19 protein-coding genes, 5 tRNA genes and 2 pseudogenes are annotated in these 24,625 nt (G+C 54.8%); 22 read left to right on the top strand and 4 right to left on the bottom strand.

From position 1 onward, the window contains the following. Positions 1 to 79 precede the first annotated feature (79 nt). The 5 genes from whiA to OZX57_RS04250 all read left to right on the top strand — a co-directional run bounded on the left by whiA (position 80) and on the right by OZX57_RS04250 (position 4,746). Positions 80 to 1,033, top strand: coding sequence for a DNA-binding protein WhiA (whiA, locus tag OZX57_RS04230; RefSeq protein WP_277162840.1), 954 nt, complete (start codon positions 80 to 82; stop codon positions 1,031 to 1,033). 244 nt (positions 1,034 to 1,277) lie between these two features. Then, positions 1,278 to 2,483 (top strand): phosphoglycerate kinase, encoded by a 1,206-nt coding sequence (locus tag OZX57_RS04235; protein ID WP_277162841.1) that lies wholly within the window; start codon positions 1,278 to 1,280, stop codon positions 2,481 to 2,483. A 199-nt stretch (positions 2,484 to 2,682) separates the two neighbouring features. Then, a complete protein-coding gene (tpiA, locus tag OZX57_RS04240) occupies positions 2,683 to 3,486 on the top strand; it encodes a triose-phosphate isomerase (RefSeq protein WP_277162842.1) in 804 nt (267 codons plus the stop codon). Positions 3,487 to 3,561: 75 nt separating this feature from the next. Beyond that, positions 3,562 to 3,813, top strand: coding sequence for a preprotein translocase subunit SecG (gene secG, locus OZX57_RS04245; protein ID WP_277159235.1), 252 nt, complete (start codon positions 3,562 to 3,564; stop codon positions 3,811 to 3,813). 141 nt (positions 3,814 to 3,954) lie between these two features. Further along, a complete protein-coding gene (locus OZX57_RS04250; RefSeq protein ID WP_277162843.1) occupies positions 3,955 to 4,746 on the top strand; it encodes an alpha/beta hydrolase in 792 nt (263 codons plus the stop codon). 166 nt (positions 4,747 to 4,912) lie between these two features. On the opposite strand, the gene tal is transcribed toward OZX57_RS04250, so the two are convergent. After that, entirely contained in the window at positions 4,913 to 6,016 is a 1,104-nt protein-coding gene (gene tal / locus OZX57_RS04255; RefSeq protein WP_277162844.1) for a transaldolase, read from the bottom strand. Between the two features lie 119 nt (positions 6,017 to 6,135). Continuing rightward, positions 6,136 to 8,237 (bottom strand): annotated as a pseudogene (tkt, locus tag OZX57_RS04260) (transketolase). A 286-nt stretch (positions 8,238 to 8,523) separates the two neighbouring features. Between tkt and hrcA the strand changes: the two are divergent. Continuing rightward, positions 8,524 to 9,609, top strand: coding sequence for a heat-inducible transcriptional repressor HrcA (hrcA, locus tag OZX57_RS04265; RefSeq protein WP_277162845.1), 1,086 nt, complete (start codon positions 8,524 to 8,526; stop codon positions 9,607 to 9,609). Between the two features lie 81 nt (positions 9,610 to 9,690). After that, a complete protein-coding gene (gene dnaJ / locus OZX57_RS04270) occupies positions 9,691 to 10,836 on the top strand; it encodes a molecular chaperone DnaJ (protein ID WP_277162846.1) in 1,146 nt (381 codons plus the stop codon). A 103-nt stretch (positions 10,837 to 10,939) separates the two neighbouring features. On the opposite strand, the gene OZX57_RS04275 is transcribed toward dnaJ, so the two are convergent. Further along, positions 10,940 to 11,731, bottom strand: coding sequence for a fructosamine kinase family protein (locus tag OZX57_RS04275; RefSeq protein ID WP_277162847.1), 792 nt, complete (start codon positions 11,729 to 11,731; stop codon positions 10,940 to 10,942). A 268-nt stretch (positions 11,732 to 11,999) separates the two neighbouring features. On the opposite strand from OZX57_RS04275, the gene uppP reads away from it, so the two are divergent. Next, a complete protein-coding gene (gene uppP / locus OZX57_RS04280) occupies positions 12,000 to 12,914 on the top strand; it encodes an undecaprenyl-diphosphatase UppP (RefSeq protein ID WP_277162848.1) in 915 nt (304 codons plus the stop codon). Between the two features lie 138 nt (positions 12,915 to 13,052). Here the strand turns inward: uppP and OZX57_RS04285 are convergent, their stop codons facing one another. Next, on the bottom strand, positions 13,053 to 13,931 hold the full coding sequence (locus OZX57_RS04285; RefSeq protein ID WP_277162849.1) for a PAC2 family protein: 879 nt from the start codon (positions 13,929 to 13,931) through the stop codon (positions 13,053 to 13,055). Between the two features lie 227 nt (positions 13,932 to 14,158). Between OZX57_RS04285 and OZX57_RS04290 the strand changes: the two genes are divergently transcribed. The 14 genes and pseudogenes from OZX57_RS04290 (at position 14,159) to ruvA (ending at position 24,621) form a co-directional block, all read left to right on the top strand. After that, a tRNA-Gly gene (locus tag OZX57_RS04290) sits at positions 14,159 to 14,231 on the top strand. 31 nt (positions 14,232 to 14,262) lie between these two features. After that, a tRNA-Cys gene (locus tag OZX57_RS04295) sits at positions 14,263 to 14,333 on the top strand. A 36-nt stretch (positions 14,334 to 14,369) separates the two neighbouring features. After that, positions 14,370 to 14,442, top strand: a tRNA-Val gene (locus OZX57_RS04300). A gap of 49 nt (positions 14,443 to 14,491) precedes the next feature. Then, positions 14,492 to 14,564: transfer RNA gene (locus tag OZX57_RS04305), tRNA-Val, on the top strand. Between the two features lie 116 nt (positions 14,565 to 14,680). After that, positions 14,681 to 15,637, top strand: a complete 957-nt coding sequence (locus OZX57_RS04310) for a cation diffusion facilitator family transporter (protein ID WP_277162850.1) — start codon at positions 14,681 to 14,683, stop codon at positions 15,635 to 15,637. Positions 15,638 to 16,069: 432 nt separating this feature from the next. Further along, positions 16,070 to 16,624, top strand: coding sequence for a hypothetical protein (locus tag OZX57_RS04315; protein ID WP_277162851.1), 555 nt, complete (start codon positions 16,070 to 16,072; stop codon positions 16,622 to 16,624). Between the two features lie 228 nt (positions 16,625 to 16,852). After that, a tRNA-Gly gene (locus tag OZX57_RS04320) sits at positions 16,853 to 16,925 on the top strand. A 336-nt stretch (positions 16,926 to 17,261) separates the two neighbouring features. Then, positions 17,262 to 19,294: pseudogene (thrS, locus tag OZX57_RS04325) on the top strand (threonine--tRNA ligase). Positions 19,295 to 19,345: 51 nt separating this feature from the next. Then, complete coding sequence (locus OZX57_RS04330; RefSeq protein WP_277162852.1) at positions 19,346 to 20,002, top strand: CDP-alcohol phosphatidyltransferase family protein; 657 nt, start codon at positions 19,346 to 19,348, stop codon at positions 20,000 to 20,002. A gap of 378 nt (positions 20,003 to 20,380) precedes the next feature. Next, complete coding sequence (locus OZX57_RS04335; RefSeq protein ID WP_277162853.1) at positions 20,381 to 21,172, top strand: phosphatidylinositol mannoside acyltransferase; 792 nt, start codon at positions 20,381 to 20,383, stop codon at positions 21,170 to 21,172. A gap of 82 nt (positions 21,173 to 21,254) precedes the next feature. Then, positions 21,255 to 22,445 (top strand): glycosyltransferase family 4 protein, encoded by a 1,191-nt coding sequence (locus OZX57_RS04340; RefSeq protein ID WP_277162854.1) that lies wholly within the window; start codon positions 21,255 to 21,257, stop codon positions 22,443 to 22,445. A gap of 53 nt (positions 22,446 to 22,498) precedes the next feature. Then, positions 22,499 to 23,257: a YebC/PmpR family DNA-binding transcriptional regulator gene (locus tag OZX57_RS04345; RefSeq protein ID WP_277162855.1), complete on the top strand. Its 759-nt coding sequence runs from the start codon at positions 22,499 to 22,501 to the stop codon at positions 23,255 to 23,257. 6 nt (positions 23,258 to 23,263) lie between these two features. Then, positions 23,264 to 23,845 carry a crossover junction endodeoxyribonuclease RuvC gene (gene ruvC / locus OZX57_RS04350; protein ID WP_277162856.1) on the top strand — a complete coding sequence of 194 codons (582 nt, stop codon included), beginning with the start codon at positions 23,264 to 23,266 and terminating at the stop codon, positions 23,843 to 23,845. Positions 23,846 to 24,003: 158 nt separating this feature from the next. Continuing rightward, on the top strand, positions 24,004 to 24,621 hold the full coding sequence (gene ruvA / locus OZX57_RS04355; protein ID WP_277162857.1) for a Holliday junction branch migration protein RuvA: 618 nt from the start codon (positions 24,004 to 24,006) through the stop codon (positions 24,619 to 24,621). Positions 24,622 to 24,625 lie beyond the last annotated feature (4 nt).

A 24,625-nucleotide genomic window follows, 5' to 3' on the forward strand; every position in this document is an offset into this window, starting at 1 on the left:
GCCGTAGCATTGCGTGAGACGACTCCGTTTAATGTTTCAATTACACTTATATGAAGAACGGGAAGTAGGAGGTTGGGCTTTGGCTCTTCTGAACGAGGTCAAAAGCGAGCTGGCAAGCGTGGAGACAGATTTGCCGGCTGCAAAAATGGCACAGGCCGCAACAATGATGCGGTTTGGGGGAGGACTGCGTCCCGTTGACAACAAAGCCGTCATCCGTGCACAATTCGATTCGCTTGAGGCGACCGAATGGCTTCGCAAAACCATTTCACAATATTTTCAGCGCGAAGCAAAAGTAACCAGGATCACCAGGCAGACTCCGAACGGAGTGGTGCAACGTTATGACTTGTTGGTGGAGCGAGGTGCTACCGCCTTGGCTCTGCAGACCGGTTTGCTCGATCGTCGCATGCATTTGGTCAAAGGTTTGCCAGCAGAAGTCATCAGCGGCAACATCGCTCAGGTGAAGGCCGCTTGGCGCGGCGCTTTTCTTGCCCGAGGAATGATTTCAGACCCAGGCAAGTCTTGCTATCTCGAAATTATCTGCCCATCCCATGAAACGGTCACCGCCTTGCAAGGTGCGGCTCGTAGGTTGGGTATCACTGCTCAGGCGCGTATGGTCCGTAGCTCCGAGCGCATTACTTTGCGCGACTCGGATTCCATCGAGCGCATGCTGATGCTGATGGGCGCGCCCCGTTCCGCTCGCGAATGGACCGGCAAGCGTACCGATGGCGAAGCTCGTGGAAAAGCGAACCGTCTGGCTAACTTCGACGACGCGAACATGCGTCGTAGTGCCAAGGCTGCGGCTGAGGCGACGCAAAAGGTCAAGCAGGCGTTTGAGATTCTGGGTGACGATATCCCTGAAAATCTCAAGGCTGCCGGCGATCTGAGACTCAAGCACACCGATGCCAGTCTTGAAGAGCTCGGACGTTTGGCCGATCCTCCGATCACCAAGGATGCCATTGCCGGGCGTATTCGTCGTCTGCTCCAGCTTGCAACCAAAACCCAGCGGGCGCAGGCGCAACAGCAGGCCGAATGACAAGGTCTCCGTTTCTCGGTTTCTGACATGAGCTTAGGTAAATTCGCTGTTTATTGATTCGATAAATTATGTGAACGCTCACAATTTTTGAATGTTTTTACGGAAAAATGTCTGCGAAAAGCAGTTTTGTTGTTGGGCGAGGAATGTACCATAGCAAGTGACATAGGTCATAACTTTGTACTCTTTTCTTAGCCGAAAAGCCAATAAATTCGGCCGAGAGTGGTTTTTCAACGAAAGGATACCAATGAGGACACTCAAGGATTTGGGAGATCTGAAAGGCAAGAAGGTTCTTGTCCGTGCTGATTTCAACGTGCCGCTGAAGGGCACCACCATTACCGACGACGGTCGTATCCGCGCCGCACTGCCGACGATCAAGGAACTGCGCGCCGACGGCGCCAAGGTCATCCTGATGGCCCATCTCGGCCGTCCGAAGGGCAAGGTCGTCCCTGAGCTTTCGCTGGCGCCTGTCGCCAAGCGCTTGGGCGAGCTGCTGGGCATCGATGTGACGCTGGCAGAGGATACTTACGGTCCTGATGCACAGGCTAAGGTTGCCGCTATGCAGGACGGCGATGTCGTCCTGCTGCAGAACGTGCGTTACAACCCCGAAGAAACCAGCAAGGATGACGCCGAGCGCGCCGCCTATGCCAAGAAGATCGCCGCTTTGGGTGATGTCTTCGTTTCTGATGGCTTCGGTGTCGTCCACCGCGCGCAGGGTTCCGACTACGATGTGGCCGCCGACTTGCCCAGTGCAGCCGGCAAGCTCATCGAGAAGGAAGTCAAGGCGCTTTCTCGTGCCACCGAAAACCCGGAGCGCCCCTTCACCGTCGTGCTCGGCGGCTCGAAGGTCTCCGACAAACTCGGTGTCATCGAGAATCTGCTCAAGAAGGCCGACCGTCTGCTTATCGGCGGCGGCATGGCTTATACTTTCCTCGCGGCAAAGGGCTATGAGATTGGTACCTCTCTTCTCGAGAAGGATCAGATCGAGACCGTCAAGGGTTACATGGATGAGGCTGAGAAGAACGGTGTTGAGCTGATTCTCCCCGTCGATGTCGTGGTCAACAAGGGCTTCCCTGATGGCAACACCCCGGTGAACCCGGAAGTCGTCGACGCGGACAAGATTCCTGCCGACAAGATGGGTCTCGATATTGGCCCGAAGACCCAGAAGCTCTTCCACGACAAGATCGTCGATTCCAAGACGGTCGTGTGGAATGGTCCTGCTGGCGTGTTTGAGGTCGAGCAGTTCCAGGCCGGTACCAAGGCTGTCGCCCAGGGCATGGTCGACGCGACCGCCAAGGGTGCCTTCACCATCGTCGGCGGCGGCGACTCCGCTTCCGCAGTGCGTAACCTCGGCTTCCCTGAGGACGGCTTCTCTCACATCTCCACCGGTGGCGGCGCTTCCCTCGAGTTCCTCGAAGGCAAGACCCTGCCTGGTCTCAAGGTGCTTGAGTAATTGATTCAGGATTGTTGGTGGTGGTCGCGAAGGCTGAGTAGCCGAGGTGCGCTACACTACTAACAGGAATGTTTGCGGACATGCCGTTTGGTATGTCCGCATTCTTTTTGACCGTTGAATGGTCATGATTATGGATGGCATCGGTCATGTCGATTCGAGACCGATGAACATAGGCTCCGCACATGGGGAAAGGAAAACAATGTCCTCTGCACGTATTCCGTTGGTGGCTGGCAACTGGAAGATGAATTTCGATCATCTTGAAGCCACATATTTCGTGCAGAAACTTGTCTGGCTCCTTCGCGATGCCCATTTCGACTATAAACGTTGCGAAGTGGCGCTGATGCCTTCTTTCACTTCGCTTCGTAGCGTACAGGTGCTGGTCGAAGCCGATCATTTGAAAATCAACTACGGTGCTCAATCGGTATCCGTTACCAATCAGGGAGCCTTCACCGGCGATGTCTCCGCCGACATGCTTGCTCAGCTCAAATGCAAATACGTCATTGTCGGTCACTCCGAACGGCGTAAGTACCATCCCGAGGACGATGCCAACATCGTCGACCAGGTGCGTGCTGTACTGACCGCAGGCATGCAGCCCATCCTGTGTGTAGGCGAAAGCATGGAGGAACGCAGGCAGGGCATAGAGCTTGATTTCGCGGTTGGACAGGTCCACGATGTCACCCGAGATCTCTCCGATGAGGAAGCGTCCAAACTCATCATTGCTTACGAGCCCGTGTGGGCTATCGGCACCGGACTGGTAGCGACTCCTGAAAGCGCTCAGGACGCGGCGAAGGCGATTCGCAGCAACCTCCATGAGACGTTCGGTTCTAAAGTCTCTGACGCGGTTCGTATCCTCTACGGCGGCTCGGTGACCTCGAAGAATGCGGTCGAGCTCATCAGCCAGCCCGATGTTGACGGATTCCTCATCGGCGGTGCCTCTCTTGACGCAGACGAATTGGCCAAGATCTGCAGACTTACGTTGAAAACCGTGACCGCTGCCCGCTGATAACCGAACATTTTCCGTACTTTGCGTTATACTTATTAACTAGTGTTTCGAACTGGAGGTTCAACTGTGTCGACAATGGCAATCGTCAAGCTGGTTCTGCAAATCATCCTTGTTATCTTCAGCATTCTGTTGACGCTGCTGATTCTTATGCACAAGGGCAAGGGCGGCGGCCTTTCCGATATGTTTGGTGGCGGTCTCACCCAGAACGCAGGTACCTCCGGCGTCGCGGAAAAGAACCTGAATCGCTGGACGATCATCATCGCCCTGCTTTGGGTCGCTATCATCATTGCCTTGGGCCTGATGACCAAGTTCAATCTGATTAAGTAATCATCTGAATATTCGTATTGATGCGTTTCATGATGTTTCATGAAACGCATTTTTCATTGTTGGCATCTCTGAGCGGTTTATAGACTTTAGAGTCCAAGTCGTTTAAGTGCTGATTGATGCTTGAGATAAACAGGAGTAGTTATGCAGCCTGAAGCATATACGGTTGTCAGGGGAGAAGGGCTGCCCATCATCATCGCCCACGGCATGGGTGTGGACCATCGTTCTCTTATCATGCTTGATGATGCGTTTCCTCAAGGTACACAACGTATCTATATAGATCTACCCGGTTATGGTCAGACGCCGGCACTGCCCGGAATCGGCGGTCTTCCCGAACTTGCAGAGTGGTTGATGAATGCGGTCAACGAGTTGGTTGGAAGCAACAAACGTTTTGCTTTACTCGGTAATTCCATGGGTGGAGCATTGGCCAGAGATGTTCTGTCTCGCGAACCAAAGCGGGTCGCAGGGCTGGCTCTGATTGCGACTGTGGTCGATCCCGTAATGTCGCATCGTCATCTGGCTGAACATGTCATCAGCAATGCCAATCCAGACCTGACCCACAATCTGCCTCAGGATAAGGTCATCGATTTTGTCACTATGGGCGTCAATCAGTCTTTTGATGCCTGGCGCCGTTACCAGCGTTATATTCTTCCGGGAACCAAGCTCTGCGACCGTGATGCCAACGCCAAGCTCAGCCAGCGCTATTGGCTTGACGGCGACCCCGAACAGCGCTTGGGAACCTACACTGGCCCCACACTCATCATCACCGGCAAAGAGGATCAGGTCGTAGGCCACGAGGACCAGAAAGCTCTGCTTCCGCACTATCCCAATGCTGTCTACAAAGTCATCGACCCGGCCGGCCACAACATCCACATCGACCAGCCCGAAGCCGTAAAGACACTCCTCGCTGAGTGGTCCAACAAGCTATTACACTAGTCTGTCTTTTTATTCGCTGGCAGAAAGAGTCTCCTTTTGGAGACATAAGTGTGGGGCTGCCGATATGCATTGTTCTGGCGTAAGCTTGGCCGAACGGCCTTGAGTGTCCAGAACAATGCATATCGGCAGCCCCACACGACTACCCATTAAAGGGAACTAGCCAAAATCAGCCATTGACGCGGTCGATGCCGGCCTGGGTGTCGGCGAGAACCGAATCCCAAGAGGCGATGAACTTGGCAACGCCGTCGGCTTCGAGCTCGTCGGTGACATCCTTGATGTTGATACCGAGAGCGGCGAGCTTGTCCATCACGGCCTGGCTCTCCTCATAGGTGCCTTCGATGCTCGGCTTGCCGTCACCGTGGTCGGCGAGGGCGTTGAGCGTCTTTTCCGGCATGGTGTTGACAACGTCGGGAGCAACGAGCTCATCGACGTACATGCAGTCGGAGTAAGCGGCGTTCTTGGTGCCGGTGGAGGCCCACAGCGGACGCTGCTTCTTGGCACCCTTGGCCTCAAGCGCAGGCCAGCGAGGATCGGATGCGAACTTCTCTTGCCAAAGCTTGTAGGCGAGACGGGCGTTGGCCACAGCGGCCTTGCCTTCCAGAGCCTTCGCTTCGTCGGAGCCGTTGGCTTCGAGCAGCTTGTCCACAGCGGTGTCGACACGAGAGACGAAGAATGAAGCGACCGAAGCCATGTGCTTCAGATCGTGGCCGTTCTTTGCAGCCTGCTCCATGCCGGCGATGTAGGCATCCATGACCTGCTCATAGCGCTCGAGCGAGAAGATCAGCGTCACATTGACGGAGATGCCCTTGGCGAGCGTGGCAGTGATGGCCGGCAGACCTTCGAGAGTTGCCGGAATCTTGATCAGAGCGTTCGGACGATCGACCATCTTCCACAGCAGCTCGGCCTGCTTCTCAGTGTTCTCAGTGTCGTGGGCCAGACGAGGATCGACCTCGATGGACACGCGGCCGTCAACGTAATCGGTCTTCTCGGCGACTTCGCGGAAGATGTCGGTGGCGTTGCGCACATCGGTGGTGGTCAGCTCGCGTACGGCGTCCTCGACGTTGATCTTGCCGAGTTCCTTGAGCTGTTCGTCGTAAGGTCCGACCTGAGCCAGAGCCTTCTGGAAGATGGACGGGTTGGTGGTCACGCCAACGACGTTCTTGGTCTTGATGAGTTCCTGCAGATTGCCGGAGGTGATGCGGGTGCGATCAAGGTCGTCAAGCCAGATCGAAACACCAGAATCACTGGTACGCTGTGTTGCTTCTGTCATATCTTTATCTCCTTATTCCAATATCGGTATTGGAACGTCTTTTTATATTCAAAGCGGTGCGGACGTTCGCGGTTCTTACGAAATTCGCGCACCGCCGCACCGCTTATCTATTATTGAGGTCAGGCCTCGCGAGCCTCTTCGATGGAGGCTTCCGCGGCTTCGACCACGTGCTCGGCAGTGATGCCGAGATCGATCATGTTCTGAGCGCCGTCGCCCTGCAGGCCGAAACGCTCGATGGAAATCGGCTTGCCGTAGCTGCCAAGGTACTTGTACCAAGGCTGAGCAACGCCGGCTTCGATGGAGACACGGGCACGAACGGACTTCGGCAGCACGGCTTCCTTGTAGTCGTCGTCCTGTTCCTCGAACCATTCCATGGACGGCATGGAGACCACGCGGGCCTTGATGCCCTTGTCGGCGAGCATCTTGGCGCCCTCGACAGCCCACTGGACTTCGGAACCGGTGGCCATGATGATGACATCAGGCTCACCATCGGTGTCGACGAGGATGTAAGCACCCTTGCGCACGCCGTCACGCGCCTTCTCGGCGGTCTCGGCAAGTGCCGGCACACCCTGACGGGTCAGGATCATCGCGGTCGGCAGCGTGTTCTTCTTCTCGAAGAAGTAACGGTAGGCCTCGGCGGTCTCGAACTCGTCGGCAGGACGCACGACTTCCATATCAGGCATGGCGCGGAAGGCCGCGAGATGCTCAATCGGCTGATGGGTCGGGCCGTCTTCGCCGAGGGCCACGGAATCATGGCTCCAGACATAGAGGTTCGGAAGCTTCATCAGCGCGGCAAGACGCACGGCCGGACGCTCGTAATCCGAGAACTGGAAGAACGTGCCGCCGAATGGACGGGTATCGCTGCCCAGAAGAATGCCGTTGGTGATGGCGCCCATGGCGAACTCGCGCACGCCGAAGTGCAGCTGACGGCCGTACTTGCTGGCTTCGGGCCAGGTACGGGTCTCGTCGGCCTTGGGGCCGAAGGTCTCAGCGCCGTTGATGTCGGTCTTGTTGGAGCCACCGAGATCGGCGGAGCCGCCCCAGAGTTCCGGCATGACCTTGGCGATGGCATTGAGGACCTGGCCGGAGGACTTACGGGTTGCGGCCTGATCGCCGGCTGCGAAGCTCTTTTCGACCTCGTCGATGGCCTCGTCAAAGCCTTCGGGAAGCTTGTGGGCCTTGATGCGGTCATAGAGCTTGGACTGCTCAGGGTTGGCTTTGCGCCAGGCGGCGAGCTTCTCGTCCCATTCCTTGTGAGCCTCGAGGCCGCGGTCGGCGACCTTGCGAGCATGGGCGAGGGCCTCTTCGTCGACAGGGAAGTCGACGTCGGGGTCGAAGCCGAGAACCTTCTTCAGACCGGCGACGGCTTCCGCACCCAGCTTGGAGCCGTGGGCGGATTCGTCGTTGGTCTTGCCCGGAGTCGGCCAAGCCATCAGGGTATCGACCTTGATGAACTTCGGACGATCGGTGACCTGCTCGGCCTTGTCGAGCGCCGCGGCAAGAGCTGCGGTGTCTTCCTTATAGGAGCCGTCGGGCTGGATGAAGCTGACTTCGTCGGTGTACCAGCCATAGGACTCATAGCGCTTGAGGATATCCTCGGAGAAGGTGAGCTTGGTGTCGCCTTCGATCTGAATGTGGTTGGCATCGAAGATCACGGTGAGATTGCCGAGACGTTCATTGCCGGCGAGCGAGGAAGCCTCCGAAGAGACGCCTTCCTCAACGTCGCCTTCGCCGCAGATAACCCAGACCTTGTGGTCGAAGGGCGAGGTGCCTTCTGGTGCGTTCGGGTCGAGCAGACCGCGCTCAAAACGCTGACCGTAGGCGAAGCCAACAGCCGAGGCAAGACCTTGGCCAAGTGGGCCGGTGGTCATTTCCAGGCCCGGAGTCAGACCGACTTCAGGATGGCCCGGGGTGCGCGTATCGGCACCACCGCGGAAGTACTTGAGATCATCGATGGTCAGGCCGTAGCCGGAGAAATAAAGCTGCACATACTGCGTCAGCGATGCATGGCCGCCGGAAAGGATGAAGCGATCACGTCCGTCCCAGTGAGGATCGTTGGGATCGTGCTTGATGTAATGCTGATAAAGTGTGTAGGCGATAGGAGCCAGGGAGATGGGGAGCCCGGGTGGCCGCTGCCAGCCCGTTCAACCGCGTCTGCGGAGAGCACCTTCGCCATCTTGACGGCGCGCTCGTCCAAATCCGACCATGTGAAATCGGTCATAGGTTTTACTTTCCTTCCAATATTCTGGATGCTGCAAACACGGCTTATTCCGCGCCGCAGAGCACCCTCACATTGCCCTTTTATGCTAACTTTAAGAGCCGACGAAAAGTTAAGTTTTGAACACGTTTGATTTGTTTTGTTCTGTTAGCGTTCACGTAAATAACACGGCGTGTTCGTTCGAATCTTCTGAGAGTGGAACCGTTAGCACTCTCGACTCAGGAGTGCTAATACATTGATATACTAATTATTGTATAGATAACACTGGTGACCATGGAAGGAGGGCCAAATGACACAGCCAAGACGCATGCTGGTGCTGAGGGCCGTGGTCGAGGATTATATTCGTTCGCAGGAGCCCGTCGGATCGACGGCCCTGGCGAAGGCGCATAACTTGGGGGTAAGCTCGGCGACCATTCGCAATGACATGTCCGCGTTGGAGGATGAGGGCTATCTCATCCAGCCGCACACTTCTGCAGGTCGTGTTCCCACAGAGCGCGGATATCGTTATTTCGTCGACCGCTTGGCCACTGTCGTGCATCTGAGTGAGGCTCAGCGACGGGGTATCACCACGTTCCTTTCCGGCTCCGCAAGCCTGCAGGACACCTTGCAGCGTGCCGCAAGGCTCTTGGCCAATATCACCGGGCAGGTCGCGGTGGTCTCTTCGCCTGCGCTTTCCAAATCGAAGCTGCGGCGTATCGAAATCGTACCGTTGAATGCTGTGACCATGCTGGTTGTCATCATTACGGATTCGGGATCGGTGGCCCAGCACACCTTTACCTTAAGCGAGATACCAAGTGCCACGACGTTGACGAAGTTCTCCGAACTGGTCAACGCGCAATGCATGGATATGCCGTTGGTTCAGGCGGCTCAACGCATTCGCTCGATTATTGCCGTTCCGGAATACCGTTCGGTACGCATCTTGGGTGAAAGACTTGCCAAAACCGTCGAATCAATGGCGCATGACGAAGGAACTGGTCAGATGTACGTGGCCGGCACTTCGCAACTTGCCCACATGCAGTCGCAGACCGATCTCGGTCCGCTGTTCGATGCGCTTGAGGAACAGGTGGTCATCATGCGTCTGATGAATAACCTCAGCGAGGAAGGCAAAGATGTGGGAGTGGCTATCGGGTCTGAGACCAGAACCCCGGGCCTGATTCATGCTTCCGTCGTCTCGTCTGGTTACGGACGCAGCAGTGAAACCGGGGATGGACTTAAAGAGACCGTCAAAGAAAATGAAACGGAAACAAGCCCGCATCCGGTGGCTTTTGTCGGTTCCATCGGGCCGACGCACATGGACTATGCTGCGACCATTACCGCGGTGCGTGCCGTGGCAAAGTATCTGACTGATCTGATAGCACAGGATGAGGCGGCTTAGTATTCCAAGGCTTATGACACAATAACGGACAGAACGTAACATAAACGTTATATTGCGAATTTACACATTCAAGGGATTTCAGTGGCAGAAACAGATTATTATGAAGTGCTGGGTGTCGAGCGCACGGCCAGTGATGATGAGATCAAAAAAGCCTATCGCAAGATGAGCCGCAAGTATCATCCGGACATCGCCGGTCCTGAGTTCGAGGACAAATTTAAGGAAGTCAACAACGCCTATGAGGTGTTGTCCGATTCAGACAAGCGGCGTATGTATGATTCCGGCGTCGATCCCAATGATCCCAATGCCTCGGCGGGCTTCTCATCTGCCGGTTTCGGCGATATGGGCGATATCTTCGGTCAGTTCTTCGGCAATGCGTTCGGTGGCGGCTCACAAGGCCCGACACCACGTACACAGCCTGGGCGCGATGCACTGTCCAGTGCTTCCATTGCCTTGAAGACCGCGGTCTTCGGTGGTACTGCCCATGTCAAGATCAATACGTTCGGCCTGTGCCCGAAATGCAGCGGAACAGGCACCTCCAATGGTGAGAAACCGGTCACTTGCCCGGATTGCAACGGACAAGGCATGCGTCAGCAAGTTAAGCGCACCATGCTGGGCCAAATGATGACCACGGCACCGTGCGATCGTTGCGAGGGCCATGGAACCATTATCGAGCATCCCTGCCCGACCTGTCAGGGTCATGGTCGCGTTCGTACCTCTCGTGATGTCGGGGTGACTATTCCTGCCGGCATCGCAGACAACACCCGTCTACGCCTGGCCAATCAGGGCGAAGTAGGCGAAGGTGGCGGAGCCGCAGGCGATCTCTATATTGACATCCGCATCAAACCCGACAAGCAGTTCACGCGCGAGGGCGACGATCTGCACTGCTGGATTCAGATTCCCATGAGCTGGGCCGTGCTTGGCCACGATATGGATATCGACACGTTCGACGGCAGACAGACCATCAGCATACCGGAAGGCTGCCAGCCGGAGGAAACGGTACCGTTGAAGGGCCTTGGTGTCGCGAAAGTCAAGCACCCTGAGGAGCGTGGCGACCTGGTTGCTCACATGAGCATCCATATCCCCACAAAACTTAACGACGGGGAACGCAAACTCATGGAGCAATTCAGCCAAAGCCACGATGCGGACGCATCGCAGGTGAAGCAAAGCTCACGTCCATCGACGAATCGCAAGGGCTTCTTCGACAAGATTAAGGATGCCCTCCACTAAAATTTGACTTAGTAGAGCTAAAAGATAGTAAGAAAGGCACCGCCATCCAGAGGTTTGGATGGCGGTGCCTTTGTCTTGTGATATTACGGGCAATAATTGGCAGCTAGGCCAGCAACGAGCGACACATCGCCCGGTATTCACTGACGTAGCCTCCGCCGAAGAAGACACAATGGCCGGCGATCGGATAGAGCTGCCAGATGGTTGTCCTGTCGGCGAATCCTTTCTTCAATGGATGAGCCGATTCATAACCGTCGATGATTTCGTCGAGATAAGGCATCCCGAAAAGATTGAGCATGGCCAGATCCTCTTCGCGATGCCCGCCATGTGCGGCCGGATCGATAAGCACGGCTTCTGTCTCACCGGAATCCTTGGTCCACATCACGTTGCCGCTCCAGAGGTCTCCGTGTACGCGGGCAGGTTTGTCTTGTGCCGCCGGTCCAAGCAGATCGGGCAATGCATCGATGACTTCCTTGGTCATGGCCAGATCCTTGTCGTCGAGTTCTCCGCGTTTGATGCCGAGCCTGACCATCGGGAGCAGCCGGCCTTCACCCAGGTAATCGATGGGGTTCGTCCATTCTCCGGTATCCATCGGCACCGGGTCCTGCAAAGGCCCGAAATAGCAGACCCCGTCATATCCGGCCGGAGCGGAACCGAAATAGTCGGCTTCTGCATCGTGCATGTGGGCCAGCGCAGCACCGAAATCGTGCGCGGCCTTCGGCGTGGGGGAGCAGGAGTACACCTGTTCGATGTCGAGCCAGTCTTCGCCCCAATCATAGACATCGACGACGCGGGGTCCACCCTGAGCCTGTGCTTCACCGAGCCATTTGAGGCCTTTGCCCTCGCATTCGAAGAATCCCTTTGGCGCGAACGCCCTGCTTTTACGATATTTTGCCATGATGTTACCCTTCGTTTGCTTTCAACGACCCATTGAAATCCAGTAACTGGTTGTCATGTCGGATTTCGTTGGTTTGTTCGCCCGGCGGGCATCGGTCTACCCGCCTTCATTGTGTGAGCGATGTGCGACAATTGAACGTTTTGACCTATGTTGTTCCGGTTCGGTGGGTAATCTGGTCTCATCACATACGAACCCTTGCCAGTGGCCGGTTACCACAGATGAATGATTGTCGTATATTCTACGGTGAGGATACGCACAAAGAGGGATTATGAATTTCTTCCAAGCCATCGTTTTGGGACTGGTCCAGGCGCTTACCGAATATCTGCCGGTGTCTTCGAGCGCGCATATCCGAATCGTCGGCGAACTGATGCTGCACTCCGATCCGGGAGCAGCGTTCACGGCCATCATCCAGTTGGGTACCGAACTTGCAGTCATCCTCTATTTCCGTCGTGACATCGTCAACATTCTTTCGCATTGGTTCGGCTGTTTGTTCGGTCATCATGGCACAGACCTGAAGTCCCGGCTCGGCAAAGGCGACCGCGACGCCACCTTCGGCTGGTACATCATCATCGGCACCATCCCAATCCTTGTTGCCGGTCTGTTGTTCCAGAGAACCATCGAGACCACGTTGCGCAACCTCTGGATTACCGTCACTGTGCTCCTGCTGTTCGGCATCCTTCTGTGGGTGGTCGATGCGAGGTCGCCCGAACGTAAAACCGTCAGAGAAATGAACTGGAAGGACGCGCTGCTTTTCGGTGTCGGCCAGATGCTGGCGCTCATCCCTGGCGTTTCCCGTTCTGGTGGCACCATCACCTTCGGTCGTGCGATGGGTTATACGCGTGAAGACGCGGTTCGCGTCAGCTTCATCATGGCCATTCCGGCCGTTTTCGGTTCAGGCATTCTGGAGACGGTCAAGGCCGTAGGAAACTACCAAAGCGAACCGAATTTCCCGGGCTGGGGCGCGACATTGGCAGCGATGGTCGTCAGCTTCATTGTCGGCTATTTTGTTATTATCGCGTTCTTGAAATTCGTTTCAACGTTCTCATACAAGGCTTTTGCGATTTATCGTATCGCCATTGCCGTGGTAGTCGCGATTCTTCTGATTGCCGGCGTACTTCAGGCGTCACCAGCGGCGGCTCAGGCTGTTGCAGCGGCGATTCAGCCGGTTATTGCATCAATCTGACACAGCGCAAATTGCTTAATTTTATGAAGATTGAGTAAAATCGGAATGGTAAAGGCGCCTGGCAATCAATGATTGCCAGGCGCCTTTACCATTCCAGAAAATCTAGCTGCTTGTCAGTGAGCAAAGACTGGAAATGGTTTAGTCTTCGATGTGCGAGAGAAATTCCTCGGCTTCCTGTGCAATCTCATCGCCTCGTGGCACTGTTCCATCGCCTAGCTGGTTGAGTTGCTGGTCGAGGTCATAGTTCGTCTCAAGGTGGCGAATATAGCTCTTTAGATCGTCATTGCAGTTGGAAAGTACGTCAGCCTGTGCTTTCCATTCCACAGCCTGCTGTGGCAAGGTTCCGGTATTGAGCTGGACACCCAGAATCTTGGAAAGTCTGCTGAGTATTTGCAGTGTTCCCTGTGGGCACTCGTCTCCGGCAAGATATTGCGGCACACATACCCACATCGAATTGGTATCGAATCCTTCCTGCTCGGCTACCATATCCAGCACGGTAGGGATACCTACAGGGCCGTCATAGGGGTTACGGCCGTTGTTGTGGGTTGCCGAATCTTTTACCGCGCCGCCGCGGATGCTTGATTCGCCCCGTCTCAGTGCTGATTCATCAACTGGCAACGGACGGGTGTGCGGGCAATCGGCGAACATTGAGCCCAACGTGACGATTTCACTGACGTCAAGTTCATCGGCAATGCGTAGGCTGCTGCGGCAATAATCAATCCAACGGTAATTGGGTTCGGGCGCGATTTGCGCGTAGAGGCGCACGCCGGGTTCAATGGTGATTTCATAGAAGGTCGTCTGCGGCCAGATGATGCGAGGCTGGCCAGTGACATGGCAGATCATGGGGCGGGCTGCCTGCAGATCGTAATAGCTGTCGGTGCGGATGTGCCTGATTTCCCGTGATTCATAATTGGCTATCAGATGGCGGATTACATTGGTCGCCGCCTGGCTGGCGTCATTCCAGCCTTCGAAGGCGCAGACCATAATGGGCTTCGACGATTTCGCTTCCGTTGTCATGTGTTCTAATGTAGCCTGTGAAAACCTTGAAATCTGAGGCCTTATGCCATTGGTGAATGAGTTTCGCCTACCAGAGTAGAAACAAGATATTTAGGGAAACAGGCGATTGTGTCTCATAAACACAAAAACGTTGATATTCCCGCGCGACACGCAAGAGTTGTCAAAAGTACGGAGAGCGTATATAGTTATCTCTCGTGCTTCGGTGTGGTTCTCCACATTAAAGCTTTGCGGACATAGCTTAGTTGGTAAAGCGCGACCTTGCCAAGGTCGAGAGCGCGGGTTCGAGTCCCGTTGTCCGCTCTAGGTCCGAGGAGTTGTAAACGAACCTTACGGTGGGTTAGCCAATCGGTTAGGCAGCGGCCTGCAAAGCCGTATAGACGAGTTCGACTCTCGTACCCACCTCGGAAGATGAACGGAAGTTCTGATTCCAAACAACCTGGGCGGTTGGCGCAGAGGCTAGCGCACTTCCCTGACACGGAAGGGGTCACAAGTTCGAATCTTGTATCGCCCACGAAGACCGGAGGAAACTCCGGTTTTTGTTTCATAATTGAATGTTGATCGGGTGATTAGCGCAGCGGTTAGCGCACTTCCCTCACACGGAAGGGGTCGCTGGTTCGATTCCAGCATCACCCACGTTTTTCTTTTTTGTTCTTATTTATTTTTCACCACTTATTCATCCTATGGGTCAGTGTTTCTATCTACAATCAGAATCAATAGTTTATTATTCGTTGACGAGCAAGGAATAGAATATGGCAAGTGCTTCGGTAAAGACGGCGTTGTTGGCGAATGTCGGAGTGGCGGTCGCCAAAGGACTCGCCGCTGTGTTCACCGGCTCATCGGCGATGCTTTCAGAGGCCGTCCATTCCGTGGCGGATTGCGCCAACGAATTGGTGCTCATGGTTGGCGGCAAGGCCGCCGCGAAATCGGACAAGGACCATCCTTTCGGTCTGTATCGTGCCAAATATCTTGCTTCGTTCCTTGTGGCAACCTTGTTGTTCTTCGTTGGCGGCTGGTTCTCATCTTCACAGAGCTTTGAAAAACTTGTCGGATTGAGCAATGGGTCGTTGCCGAGGAGTGTCGAATCCGTTGAATTGCTGGCTTCCTTGGCGGTTATCGTTGTATCCGCCTGTCTGGAAGGCTATGGCTTGCACACCTCGATTCACGAAGCCCGCGAGCGTATGGAACGATTGCAGGTCGGCCATATGCGTCTGTTCACGTTCTGGCGCAACACTAAAAGCGCGGAGCTTGCCTCGGTGATGATGGAAGACACCCTTGCGCTGGTAGGGCTGGTGTTCGCAGGAGCGGGCATGGTGATGGCTCTGATTACCGGTGATGAGCTCTGGGATGCTGTAGGCGGCCTGTGCGTAGGCATCATCTTGATTGTTGGTGCCGTTGCGCTGGGCTTCAAATCAGGTTCGTTGCTTATCGGCGAAGCGGTGGAACCGGTGATGGTCGACCGTATACGTCAAGCAGTCGAAGAAACGCCAGGCGTCGACCGGTTGATTAACATGCAAGCCATGCATATGGCCGAAGACGACATTCTGCTGTGCCTGAAGGTGCAGACCTCCAAGCTCGACCGTGATTACGATGTCGAAACCATCAACAAAATCGAATCCGCCGTACGCAAGGCCTTGCCGTTCTATCGTTTTGAAATCTATGTAGAACCTGACTTGTATCGAAAGCCTAAAGAAGTCGAACAGCATTGACAAGACAATAAGCGTGATAATTCCGTTTTGTGCCTATTTCGGATGCTATCGAGCTGCTGACATCTTGTGGCAGGAAAGCCTGGCAGGTTAATTCTGCCCTGAGCGGGCATCTTTTCGAACAATGCAATTATAGTTGGCAGCCATGTGCAGATTGCTTGGATATTGCGTCAATGCAGCTCAATTGAGTTTGCAAGATATTCTGGGGGATACCGATACCGCGGATTTTCGCAGGCTCAGTGAGATTCATAAGGACGGCTGGGGCCTGTCTCTGAAAGGTTGCGCAGGTGACGGCATATCCCAATTGTCGGAGGAACGTACCTACCACACCACGATTGCCGCCTATGCCGATTCGATGTTTTCCTCTTTAGCCGCTGTGCCCGCACAATCGGCATTGTGGCATTTCCGGTGGGGAGCCCAGGCATTGCCGGGGTCATGGAGAATCAGCAGCCGTTTGCGTTTGATGGTATTGACTTCATCCACAATGGCCATATCGTCGACGCCGACAATGTCACTGTTCTCGATAATCCTGATTTTGAAGTAGATCGCGACATTGTCGAATCCATCAGCGTCCACAGCGATTCGGCAATCTTTTTCGCAGTCATCGTGGGGTATACCCGTCAGGGCATGAATCTCAGCGATGCGGTATTGCATGCTGTAGCAAAGATGCGAGAAACATATCCAGACTCAAGTTACAACTGCATTGTGCGTGATGCCGAGGAGATGGTTGCCGTTCAGGCCGTCCATGGAGGAAAGACCTTGCCGGAGATCACGAAATTCTACAATGATTATGGTTGGACTGGTCAAGGTGACGACTACTCAGTCATGCGTTTCCGCGATATCAGAGACGGCAAGAACCAAGGGTTAGGGGTATTGGTCGCAAGTTCCGGATTCCGTCAGGATGCAAATGATGGCTGGCGTGAGATGGGCAATAACACCATGTTGGTGGCCTCACGTTTGACCGGGAAATATTTCCTGCGTTCATTGTGATGTATCTGAGGCAGGTCTTCACAGTCGTAATAACGACACTCATATCACAAGTCTTGTCTCTGCAGATTTTTTAGGTATGATGCGTTCGACAACTTAAGAGGTAATTGAGAGGTAATCGTGTGGGCGCACATCTGTGGTTGTTTGAATAAATGGATGGCTCTTTCACGCAACGCGCCGATGATTTGCAAGATGAGCCATGTGCCTGTATATTTTCTCTCTGTTGTCTTTGCGGACATAGCTTAGTTGGTAAAGCGCGACCTTGCCAAGGTCGAGAGCGCGGGTTCGAGTCCCGTTGTCCGCTCTCTTTATTTATTTCCATTTCTGATAGCATCGAAGTATGATGCAGGCTTCATACATTATTGTTCTAGTGCTTCTGGTCTCCAAAAGAGCGTCGAGCATAATCAGTGCGCTAATCCATAACGAGTGATGCAGGTCTTAGCCGCGCTTGAACAGAATATTAGGAACCCATAGCGTGAAAGTGTACCGGAACGTCGTATGTCCCAAGTTTCCTTTGCGGGCATCCAGCAGTTTTATTGGCATTTCCTATGTCTGTGTCGTCTCATAACCTAAGATACGTTGATTACCGTCCAGGCCTGCCCCTAGTAACGCGGGCCCTGAAAGCAAAGGACACTATACCATGGCTGAACAAACCATCTCCATCACACTCAACGGCACGGCAAAGGAGGTGGAAGCCACTCAGACCGGCACCGATCTTTTCGCCGATGACAAGAACATCATCGCCGTCCGTCTCAATGGCAAGCCACGTGACCTTTACACTCCGCTTCACGACGGCGATGCCGTCGAACCCATCGCTTTGGACAGCGAGGACGGCTTGGCGATCATGCGCCATTCCGCTACGCACGTCATGGCACAGGCGGTTCAGGAGATTCGTCCGGATGCCAAACTCGGCATCGGTCCGGCCATCGAAAATGGCTTCTACTATGATTTTGACGTCGACAAGCCCTTCACTCCCGATGATCTGAAGGAAATCGACAAGCGCATGAAGCGCATCATCAAGTCTTCCCAGTCGTTCCGCCGTCGTGTGGTCAGCGAGGACGAGGCGAAGGCCGAAGAGGCCGACCAGCCTTACAAGCTGGAGCTCATCGGCAAGAAGAAGGAAGACATCGACGAGACCGTCGGCACGGAAGTGCCGAATCAGGGCGAAATCACGATGTACGACAACCTTGACCGTGATGGCAATGTCGTTTGGAAAGATCTCTGCCAAGGCCCGCACCTGCCTAACACCCGTTATATCAAGGCGTTCAAGCTGGAACGTACCGCCGCTGCTTACTGGCTTGGCGACGAGCACAACCCGTCGATGCAGCGCATCTATGGCACGGCCTGGGCTTCCAAGGAAGATTTGAAGGCCTATCAGGCACGTATGGAAGAAGCGGCCAAGCGCGACCACCGCAAGCTCGGCGCCGAGATGGATCTCTTCTCCTTCCCGGAGGAGATCGGACCTGGCCTGCCCGTCTTCCATCCGAAGGGCGGCGCGATCATCAACGCTATGGAGGATTACTCCCGCGAGATGCACCGCAAGGCCGGCTACAGCTTCGTGCAGACCCCTCACATCACCAAGGGCGGCCTCTACGAGACTAGTGGCCACCTGCAGTGGTACAAGGACGGCATGTTCCCCCGATGCATCTCGATGAGGAAGTAGACGAGAACGGCAACGTCACCAAGCAGGGCTTCGACTACTACCTGAAGCCGATGAACTGCCCGATGCACAACCTCATCTTCAAGTCCCGCCAGCGCTCCTACAAGGAACTGCCGCTGCGCCTCTTCGAGTTCGGCACCGTCTACCGCTATGAGAAGAGCGGCGAGGTCCACGGACTGACCCGAGTGCGTGGCTTGACGCAGGATGACTCCCACATTTATTGCACCCGCGACCAGATGAAGGGCGAGCTCAAGTCCATTCTGAACTTCGTGCTGCAGGTGCTGAAGGATTACGGTCTCAACGACTTCTATCTCGAGCTCTCCACCAAGGACGAGAAGAAGTTCGTGGGCTCCGACGAGATCTGGACGGAGGCGACGGACACGTTGCGCGAAGTGGCCGAAGACTCTGGCCTTGACCTCGTGGCCGATCCGGGTGGGGCTGCATTCTACGGCCCGAAGATCTCCGTGCAGGCACGCGACGCCATCGGCCGTACCTGGCAGGTCTCGACCATTCAGCTCGACTTCAACCTGCCCGAGCGCTTCAAGCTCGAGTACATCGCCAAGGACGGTACCCATCAGCGCCCGGTGATGATTCACCGCGCCCTGTTCGGCTCCATAGAGCGTTTCTTCGCCATCCTGCTCGAGCACTATGCCGGTGCATTCCCGGTCTGGCTCGCTCCGGTTCAGGTCACGGGCATCCCGGTGGCCGACGAGTTCGCGCCGCATCTGCAGAAGTTCATCGACTCCCTGACTCAGGAAACGGTGCGCTGCGAGATGGACACCTCTGACGATCGTTTCGGCAAGAAGATTCGCAATGCCTCCAAGTCCAAGGTGCCGTTCACGCTGATTGTCGGCGAGGATGATGTCAACAAGAACGCGGTCAGCTTCCGTTTCCGTGACGGCAGCCAGCTTAACGGCGTGCCCGTCGATGAGGCCAAGGCCGATATTCTCAAGGTCATCAAGTCTCGCGCCCAGGTCAACAACGCCGAGGATTTCGCTGAAGCGACCAAGTAACGATCCAATAAGTTATAAGACAAAAGAAAACCGCCGAGGAAAAGCGTAAGTATGCTTGAGAAACTACGACCACCGTTCAAACGCCTTATCGCGCCGCTAGCCAAGCTGTTAGTGGCGATGGGATTCACGGCGAACGCGGTGACCATCGTCGGAGCCATCGGCACGATTATCGTGGCCATCGCCACGGGAATCACCGGCTGGCTCATCCCTGGTTCCATACTTATGGCTATCCTTGCGGCATTCGATTCACTCGACGGCTCGGTCGCGGCGTTGACCACGGGAGGCACCAAATTCGGTGCATTCCTTGATTCAACGCTCGACCGCATCGCCGACTGGGCTGTTCTTTTCGCTGTAGTGCTTTATTTCCTGTTGCACGGCGGCATGTCGATCGCGTCCGGCTCCATCGATATGGACGATATCATTGGCTGGATCGGCATCGGAGCGTCGATGTATGCGATGATGACCTCATTCGTCACCTCCTATGCACGTGCCCGCGCAGAATCAGTGGGTTATGAGGCCAAAAACGGTATCGCTACAAGAAGCGACCGCCTCGTCATCATCCTCGTTGGCATGTTATTGACCGGCATTATCGGCGACGTAAGGTGGCTTATGGCGTTTATCGTCATTCTGGCCATATTAGGAACAATTACCGTGTTCCAACGTATCTTTGAAGTACGTAGGCAGATGAAAGCCGACGGAGCAATCTGATTGTCGCAAAACCTGTCTTACATTTCTCCTTGGAATGCGAGACAGGTTTTTGTATAGCCATTTGCTTGTTGACCGGTCTGCCTGAGATTTACCTGATGTATTTCAGTAATTGATTCAACTGACCGGCCTACCGTCAGCGCTCCATACACACCTGAAAGACCCTTACCAACATGTTCGATAATTTCCTCGTATTTCTGGCCAAACACCCAAGAATTGTTCCCGAACCATTGTTGCGAGGCCTTTTTCTTTTAGCTGCAGACATCTGCTGGTTGCTGCATATCGGGGAGTGAAACAACTCGAACGCAATCTTCGTCATGTCCTTGAATCGCGTGATGGGTCAGTTTCAAAAAGGATCTGCGTAAAGCAAGCCACCGCGGTATGCGCTCGTATTTCACCTACTTTGCCGAAGCCATGACTGTCGGAGGCCATTCTGACGAACGATTACTCGCACGTGCCAGACCGATCGGCCCCGGTCTGCCAATCTGTAAGGAACTGGTACATGACAATCCAGGCAGTGCGCCCATGGCCATCAGCCATCAGGGCAACTGGGATTACGAGGGATTTCTTGCCGCCAATGTTCTCGCGCCGGTAACGGTGACGGCTGAACGACTCGCCAACAAAAAGCTGCTGGATACATTCATCGAGATACGTAAACGCATGGATATCACCGTGCTGCTTACCGGTCAGCCCCATCTCATCGAGCAGCTGGAAGATGCTCTGGCCAAGCCGCACGTTTTGGTGCCGTTGCTCGCCGATCGGGATCTGAGCCGTCACGGTGAGTTCGTTCATGCTTTCGGCTCCACCATCAGGGTGGCACGCGGGCCCGCCACATTGGCGCTTGATACCGGAAAGCCGTTATTCGTGGTCAATATGTTCCGCGAGAAGTTGCACGGCGAAGCCAGGCGCAAGGCCGGCATCGGCTATGGTTATGTCGTCGACATCAGCGCACCAGTGGATATCGATCGATTTCGCGATTTGCCGCGTGAAGAGGCCATTCACGCCATCAGCCAGGCCTGGGTGGATGTGTGGAGCCGTGACATTTCAGCGCATCCAGAAGATTGGCACATGCTCCAGCCGATTTTCATCGAAGATCTGGATATGTCACGGCTTAAAGATGTCCCTGAAGATGTCAAGGCCGAATTATCGAAAATCAGCAAACCAACAAAATAAAGTAAGTCTACACGTTTCCATGATTGCCGTCACTGATGGAAATGCATGTCGAAATACGGCATCTATGACAGAATGAAGAATCATGTCGTATGTAGAATCCAATGAAACCAGTCAGCATCCCGACCCGCTTCATGGCAGAAAACTGAATGTCGGAATCATTTCTCCGTACTCATTCGAAACGCCAGGCGGCGTGCAGTTCCATATCAGGGATTTCGCCGAAGAACTGATGAAGCGCGGGCACAAGGTATCGGTATTGGCACCCGGCCGACGCACGCGGGACATGCCGCTTTGGGTGACGACCAACGATTCCTCGTTCTCCATTCCCTATAACGGATCGGTTGCACGCCTGAGCTATTTCGGCTTCGTCGGCCCACGCACCCGTCGTTGGGTCAAACAGGGGCATTTCGACATCGTTCATCTGCATGAGCCGGAAACGCCGTCGCTGAGCCACAAACCGTTGACGATGCATCATCATCCTCCGTTTGTGGGCACATTCCATGCAGCATTTGATCCATATCCGTTGGCATTGCGCATTTTCCAAGGATATTTGCGCAAGTATTTGTCGCCGCTTTCTGCGGGAATCTGTGTCTCTGATGCAGCCAAGAAGGTGGTCGATCATTATGCTCCGCGCAACATCGAATATAATGTCATTCCCAATGGCATCAATTGCAAGTTCTTCGCCAATGCAGAGCCAAAATCTGCCTGGCTCGGGACCAAGGAAGAACCGACCATTGGGTTCCTGGGCCGTATGGGGGAGTCGCGCAAAGGATTTGCCATCTTTGCACGCGCCGCAAACGACATCATCAAACAGTATCCTTCTGCACGTTTCCTGTGCGCTGGAACCGGCGAGCAGGACGCCATGAAGATACTGAGCAAGATTGATTCAAGCGGGACGTTGGCCAAGCGTTTCGAGTTCCTCGGGCGCATCAGCGACAAAGACAAGGCACGGTTCTACAAATCGCTCGATGTCTATGTTGCGCCACAGACCGGAGGGGAGAGCTTCGGCATCGTCTTGGTGGAAGCCATGGCCGCTTCGTGTGCGGTGGTTTCCAGCGATTTGGATGCCTTCGCCGCGGTCGCACAGGGTGGTGGTGATGCAGCGTTGTTCACCAATGGTGATGGTCATGATTGCGCCCGTCAGGTTCTTTCTCTGCTCGATGATCCGCAACGCCGTGAACGGCTACAGCAATCGGGCTTTGAGAGGTCCAAGCAATACGATTGGCCTGTGGTGGCAGACCGGGTTTTGGAAGTCTACGCCCGTGTATTGTCGTGAAACCGCTTTAAAATTGTTACGTTTAACGTATTCGTATACCTGCTAGGAGCAATATGTCAGGGCATTCCAAGTGGGCGACCACTAAAAACAAGAAGGCCGCCATTGATTCGAAGCGCGGCAAGCTGTTCGCCAAACTCATCAAGAACATCGAAATCGCAGCACGTCTGGGCGGCGGCGACCCCGACGGCAATCCGACACTGTATGATGCCATCGTCAAGGCCAAGAAGTCTTCGATGCCTGCCGACAACATCAAGCGCGCCATCAAGCGCGGATCCGGTGCCGAAGCCGGTGCCGCCGATTACGAGAGCATCAACTACGAAGGCTATGCGCCCGCAGGCGTGGGCCTCATCATCGAGTGCCTCACCGACAACCGCAACCGTGCGGCCGCCGAAGTGCGTTCTACGCTGACCAAGGGCAACGGCTCATTGGCCACCTCCGGTTCCGTAAGCTTCAACTTCGAGCGCAAGGGCCAGATTGTGGTGCCTTCCGATGGTCTCGATTATGACAAGGTTTTCGAAATCGCCGCCGAAGCCGGTGCCGAGGATGTCAAGGACGAGGATGAGGTCTACACCGTCATCACTGCTCCCGAAGACATGGTTGCGGTGCGCGAGGCTCTGCAGAAGGCCAGCATCGACTATGATTCGGCCGATTTGGTGATGATTCCCAAGACTGAAGTGGATTTGAGCCTTGAGGATGCGCAGAAGGTCTCCAAGCTCATCGACAATCTCGATGACCTCGACGATGTGCAGAACATCTACAGCAACTGGACGGCCTCTGACGAGGTCATGGAACAGCTGGCTGCAGAGGAGTAAGCTGCTGTGATTATCCTTGGCGTCGACCCCGGGCTTACACGTTGCGGGGTCGGTGTGATTGAAGCCGACGCATCGCGCCGGCTTTCTTTTGTTCATGTCGATGTTGTGCGCAGCGACCCGCATATTTCGCAGGATCTGCGTCTGTTGGCCATCTATAACGGGCTCGTAGCCAAGATTGATAGGTTTTCACCCGATACCGTTTCCATTGAACGCGTGTTCGCGCAGGAAAATCGCAATACCGTACTTGGAACCGCCCAGGCTGCAGGACTGGCAATGCTTGCCGCGGCACAACGTGGTATCCCTGTTGCCCTGCACACGCCTACCGAAGCCAAAATGGCCGTGACTGGCAATGGCAGGGCGGAAAAGATACAGGTCGAGCGTATGGTCGCCCGGATCCTCAATCTGAACGAAATTCCACAGCCGGCCGATGCCGCTGATGCCCTTGCTCAGGCGATATGCCACGCGTTAAGGCCCTCAGGAGCGCTTCAGGGTGGGGAACGCGAGCAACATCTCACCTTGGCGCAACGGCAATGGACGAAGGCCCAGCAGCATGCCAAGAAACGCCATAGCGTCGATAGGGGCATGTAAGGTATCGAACAGATGTTCGAATACTCTGGGTACCAGATAATGTCTTACCTGACTTATGGCCAAATCGCTTGCGGGCGAATGGAAAGTCTTCGAAGATCGCAAGTGCCAGTTAACTATATGCTGCCGGAATCCGCGGCAAGACAGTGCGGGAGTAACGAATGATAGGAATGCTCAACGGCAGGGTCGAATCTGTCGAATCTGACGCCGCGCTCATCGATGTGAACGGTGTGGGTTACGAAGTACGTATGCCGGCAACCGAGCTTTCTGCATTGCATTGTGGGCAAGAGGCCAAAGTGTTCACTTCTCTTAATGTTTCGCAGGATGCCATCGCACTCTACGGATTCTTGTCTCAATCGTCAAAGCGCATGTTTCTTCAATTGCAGAAGGTTAGCGGCATCGGCCCGCGCGTGGCATTGTCGCTGCTCTCCACTCTGCCTCCAGAAAAGCTCGCAAAAACGGTGATGGATGGCGATGCTGCCGCATTGGCCAAGGCACCGGGACTCGGCAAAAAAGGCGCGCAGAAAATCATCCTTGAACTTCGCGGCTCGATTAATCTCGATGAGATCGAAAGCGGACACGCCTCGGACGAGCCTGACTATGACAACGGCACGATGCAGGTCATCGAAGGACTTGTTTCCTTGGGCTGGCGCGAAAACGACGCGGTGCATGCCGTCACCACGGTTTGCAAAGAACATGGCATCAAGACACCTCTTGCTGCATCTGATATTCCTAATGTTCTCAAAATGGCACTGACATCCTTGGATCGGGGGCGGTAAATCA

This window comes from Bifidobacterium sp. ESL0682 (assembly GCF_029392815.1).
Taxonomy (GTDB): domain Bacteria; phylum Actinomycetota; class Actinomycetes; order Actinomycetales; family Bifidobacteriaceae; genus Bifidobacterium.

What these genes read in the sequence shown, in the direction of transcription:
- hrcA (WP_277162845.1), top strand. Translation starts at nt 8,524, where the DNA reads ATGACACAGCCAAGACGCATGCTGGTGCTGAGGGCCGTGGTCGAGGAT.
- OZX57_RS04285 (WP_277162849.1), bottom strand. Translation starts at nt 13,931, where the DNA reads ATGACAACGGAAGCGAAATCGTCGAAGCCCATTATGGTCTGCGCCTTC.
- tal (WP_277162844.1), bottom strand. Translation starts at nt 6,016, where the DNA reads ATGACAGAAGCAACACAGCGTACCAGTGATTCTGGTGTTTCGATCTGG.
- OZX57_RS04315 (WP_277162851.1), top strand. Translation starts at nt 16,070, where the DNA reads ATGGAGAATCAGCAGCCGTTTGCGTTTGATGGTATTGACTTCATCCAC.
- OZX57_RS04310 (WP_277162850.1), top strand. Translation starts at nt 14,681, where the DNA reads ATGGCAAGTGCTTCGGTAAAGACGGCGTTGTTGGCGAATGTCGGAGTG.
- ruvA (WP_277162857.1), top strand. Translation starts at nt 24,004, where the DNA reads ATGATAGGAATGCTCAACGGCAGGGTCGAATCTGTCGAATCTGACGCC.
- tpiA (WP_277162842.1), top strand. Translation starts at nt 2,683, where the DNA reads ATGTCCTCTGCACGTATTCCGTTGGTGGCTGGCAACTGGAAGATGAAT.
- OZX57_RS04345 (WP_277162855.1), top strand. Translation starts at nt 22,499, where the DNA reads ATGTCAGGGCATTCCAAGTGGGCGACCACTAAAAACAAGAAGGCCGCC.
- OZX57_RS04340 (WP_277162854.1), top strand. Translation starts at nt 21,255, where the DNA reads ATGTCGTATGTAGAATCCAATGAAACCAGTCAGCATCCCGACCCGCTT.
- OZX57_RS04235 (WP_277162841.1), top strand. Translation starts at nt 1,278, where the DNA reads ATGAGGACACTCAAGGATTTGGGAGATCTGAAAGGCAAGAAGGTTCTT.
- secG (WP_277159235.1), top strand. Translation starts at nt 3,562, where the DNA reads ATGGCAATCGTCAAGCTGGTTCTGCAAATCATCCTTGTTATCTTCAGC.
- OZX57_RS04275 (WP_277162847.1), bottom strand. Translation starts at nt 11,731, where the DNA reads ATGGCAAAATATCGTAAAAGCAGGGCGTTCGCGCCAAAGGGATTCTTC.
- OZX57_RS04250 (WP_277162843.1), top strand. Translation starts at nt 3,955, where the DNA reads ATGCAGCCTGAAGCATATACGGTTGTCAGGGGAGAAGGGCTGCCCATC.
- uppP (WP_277162848.1), top strand. Translation starts at nt 12,000, where the DNA reads ATGAATTTCTTCCAAGCCATCGTTTTGGGACTGGTCCAGGCGCTTACC.
- OZX57_RS04335 (WP_277162853.1), top strand. Translation starts at nt 20,381, where the DNA reads ATGCGCTCGTATTTCACCTACTTTGCCGAAGCCATGACTGTCGGAGGC.
- OZX57_RS04330 (WP_277162852.1), top strand. Translation starts at nt 19,346, where the DNA reads ATGCTTGAGAAACTACGACCACCGTTCAAACGCCTTATCGCGCCGCTA.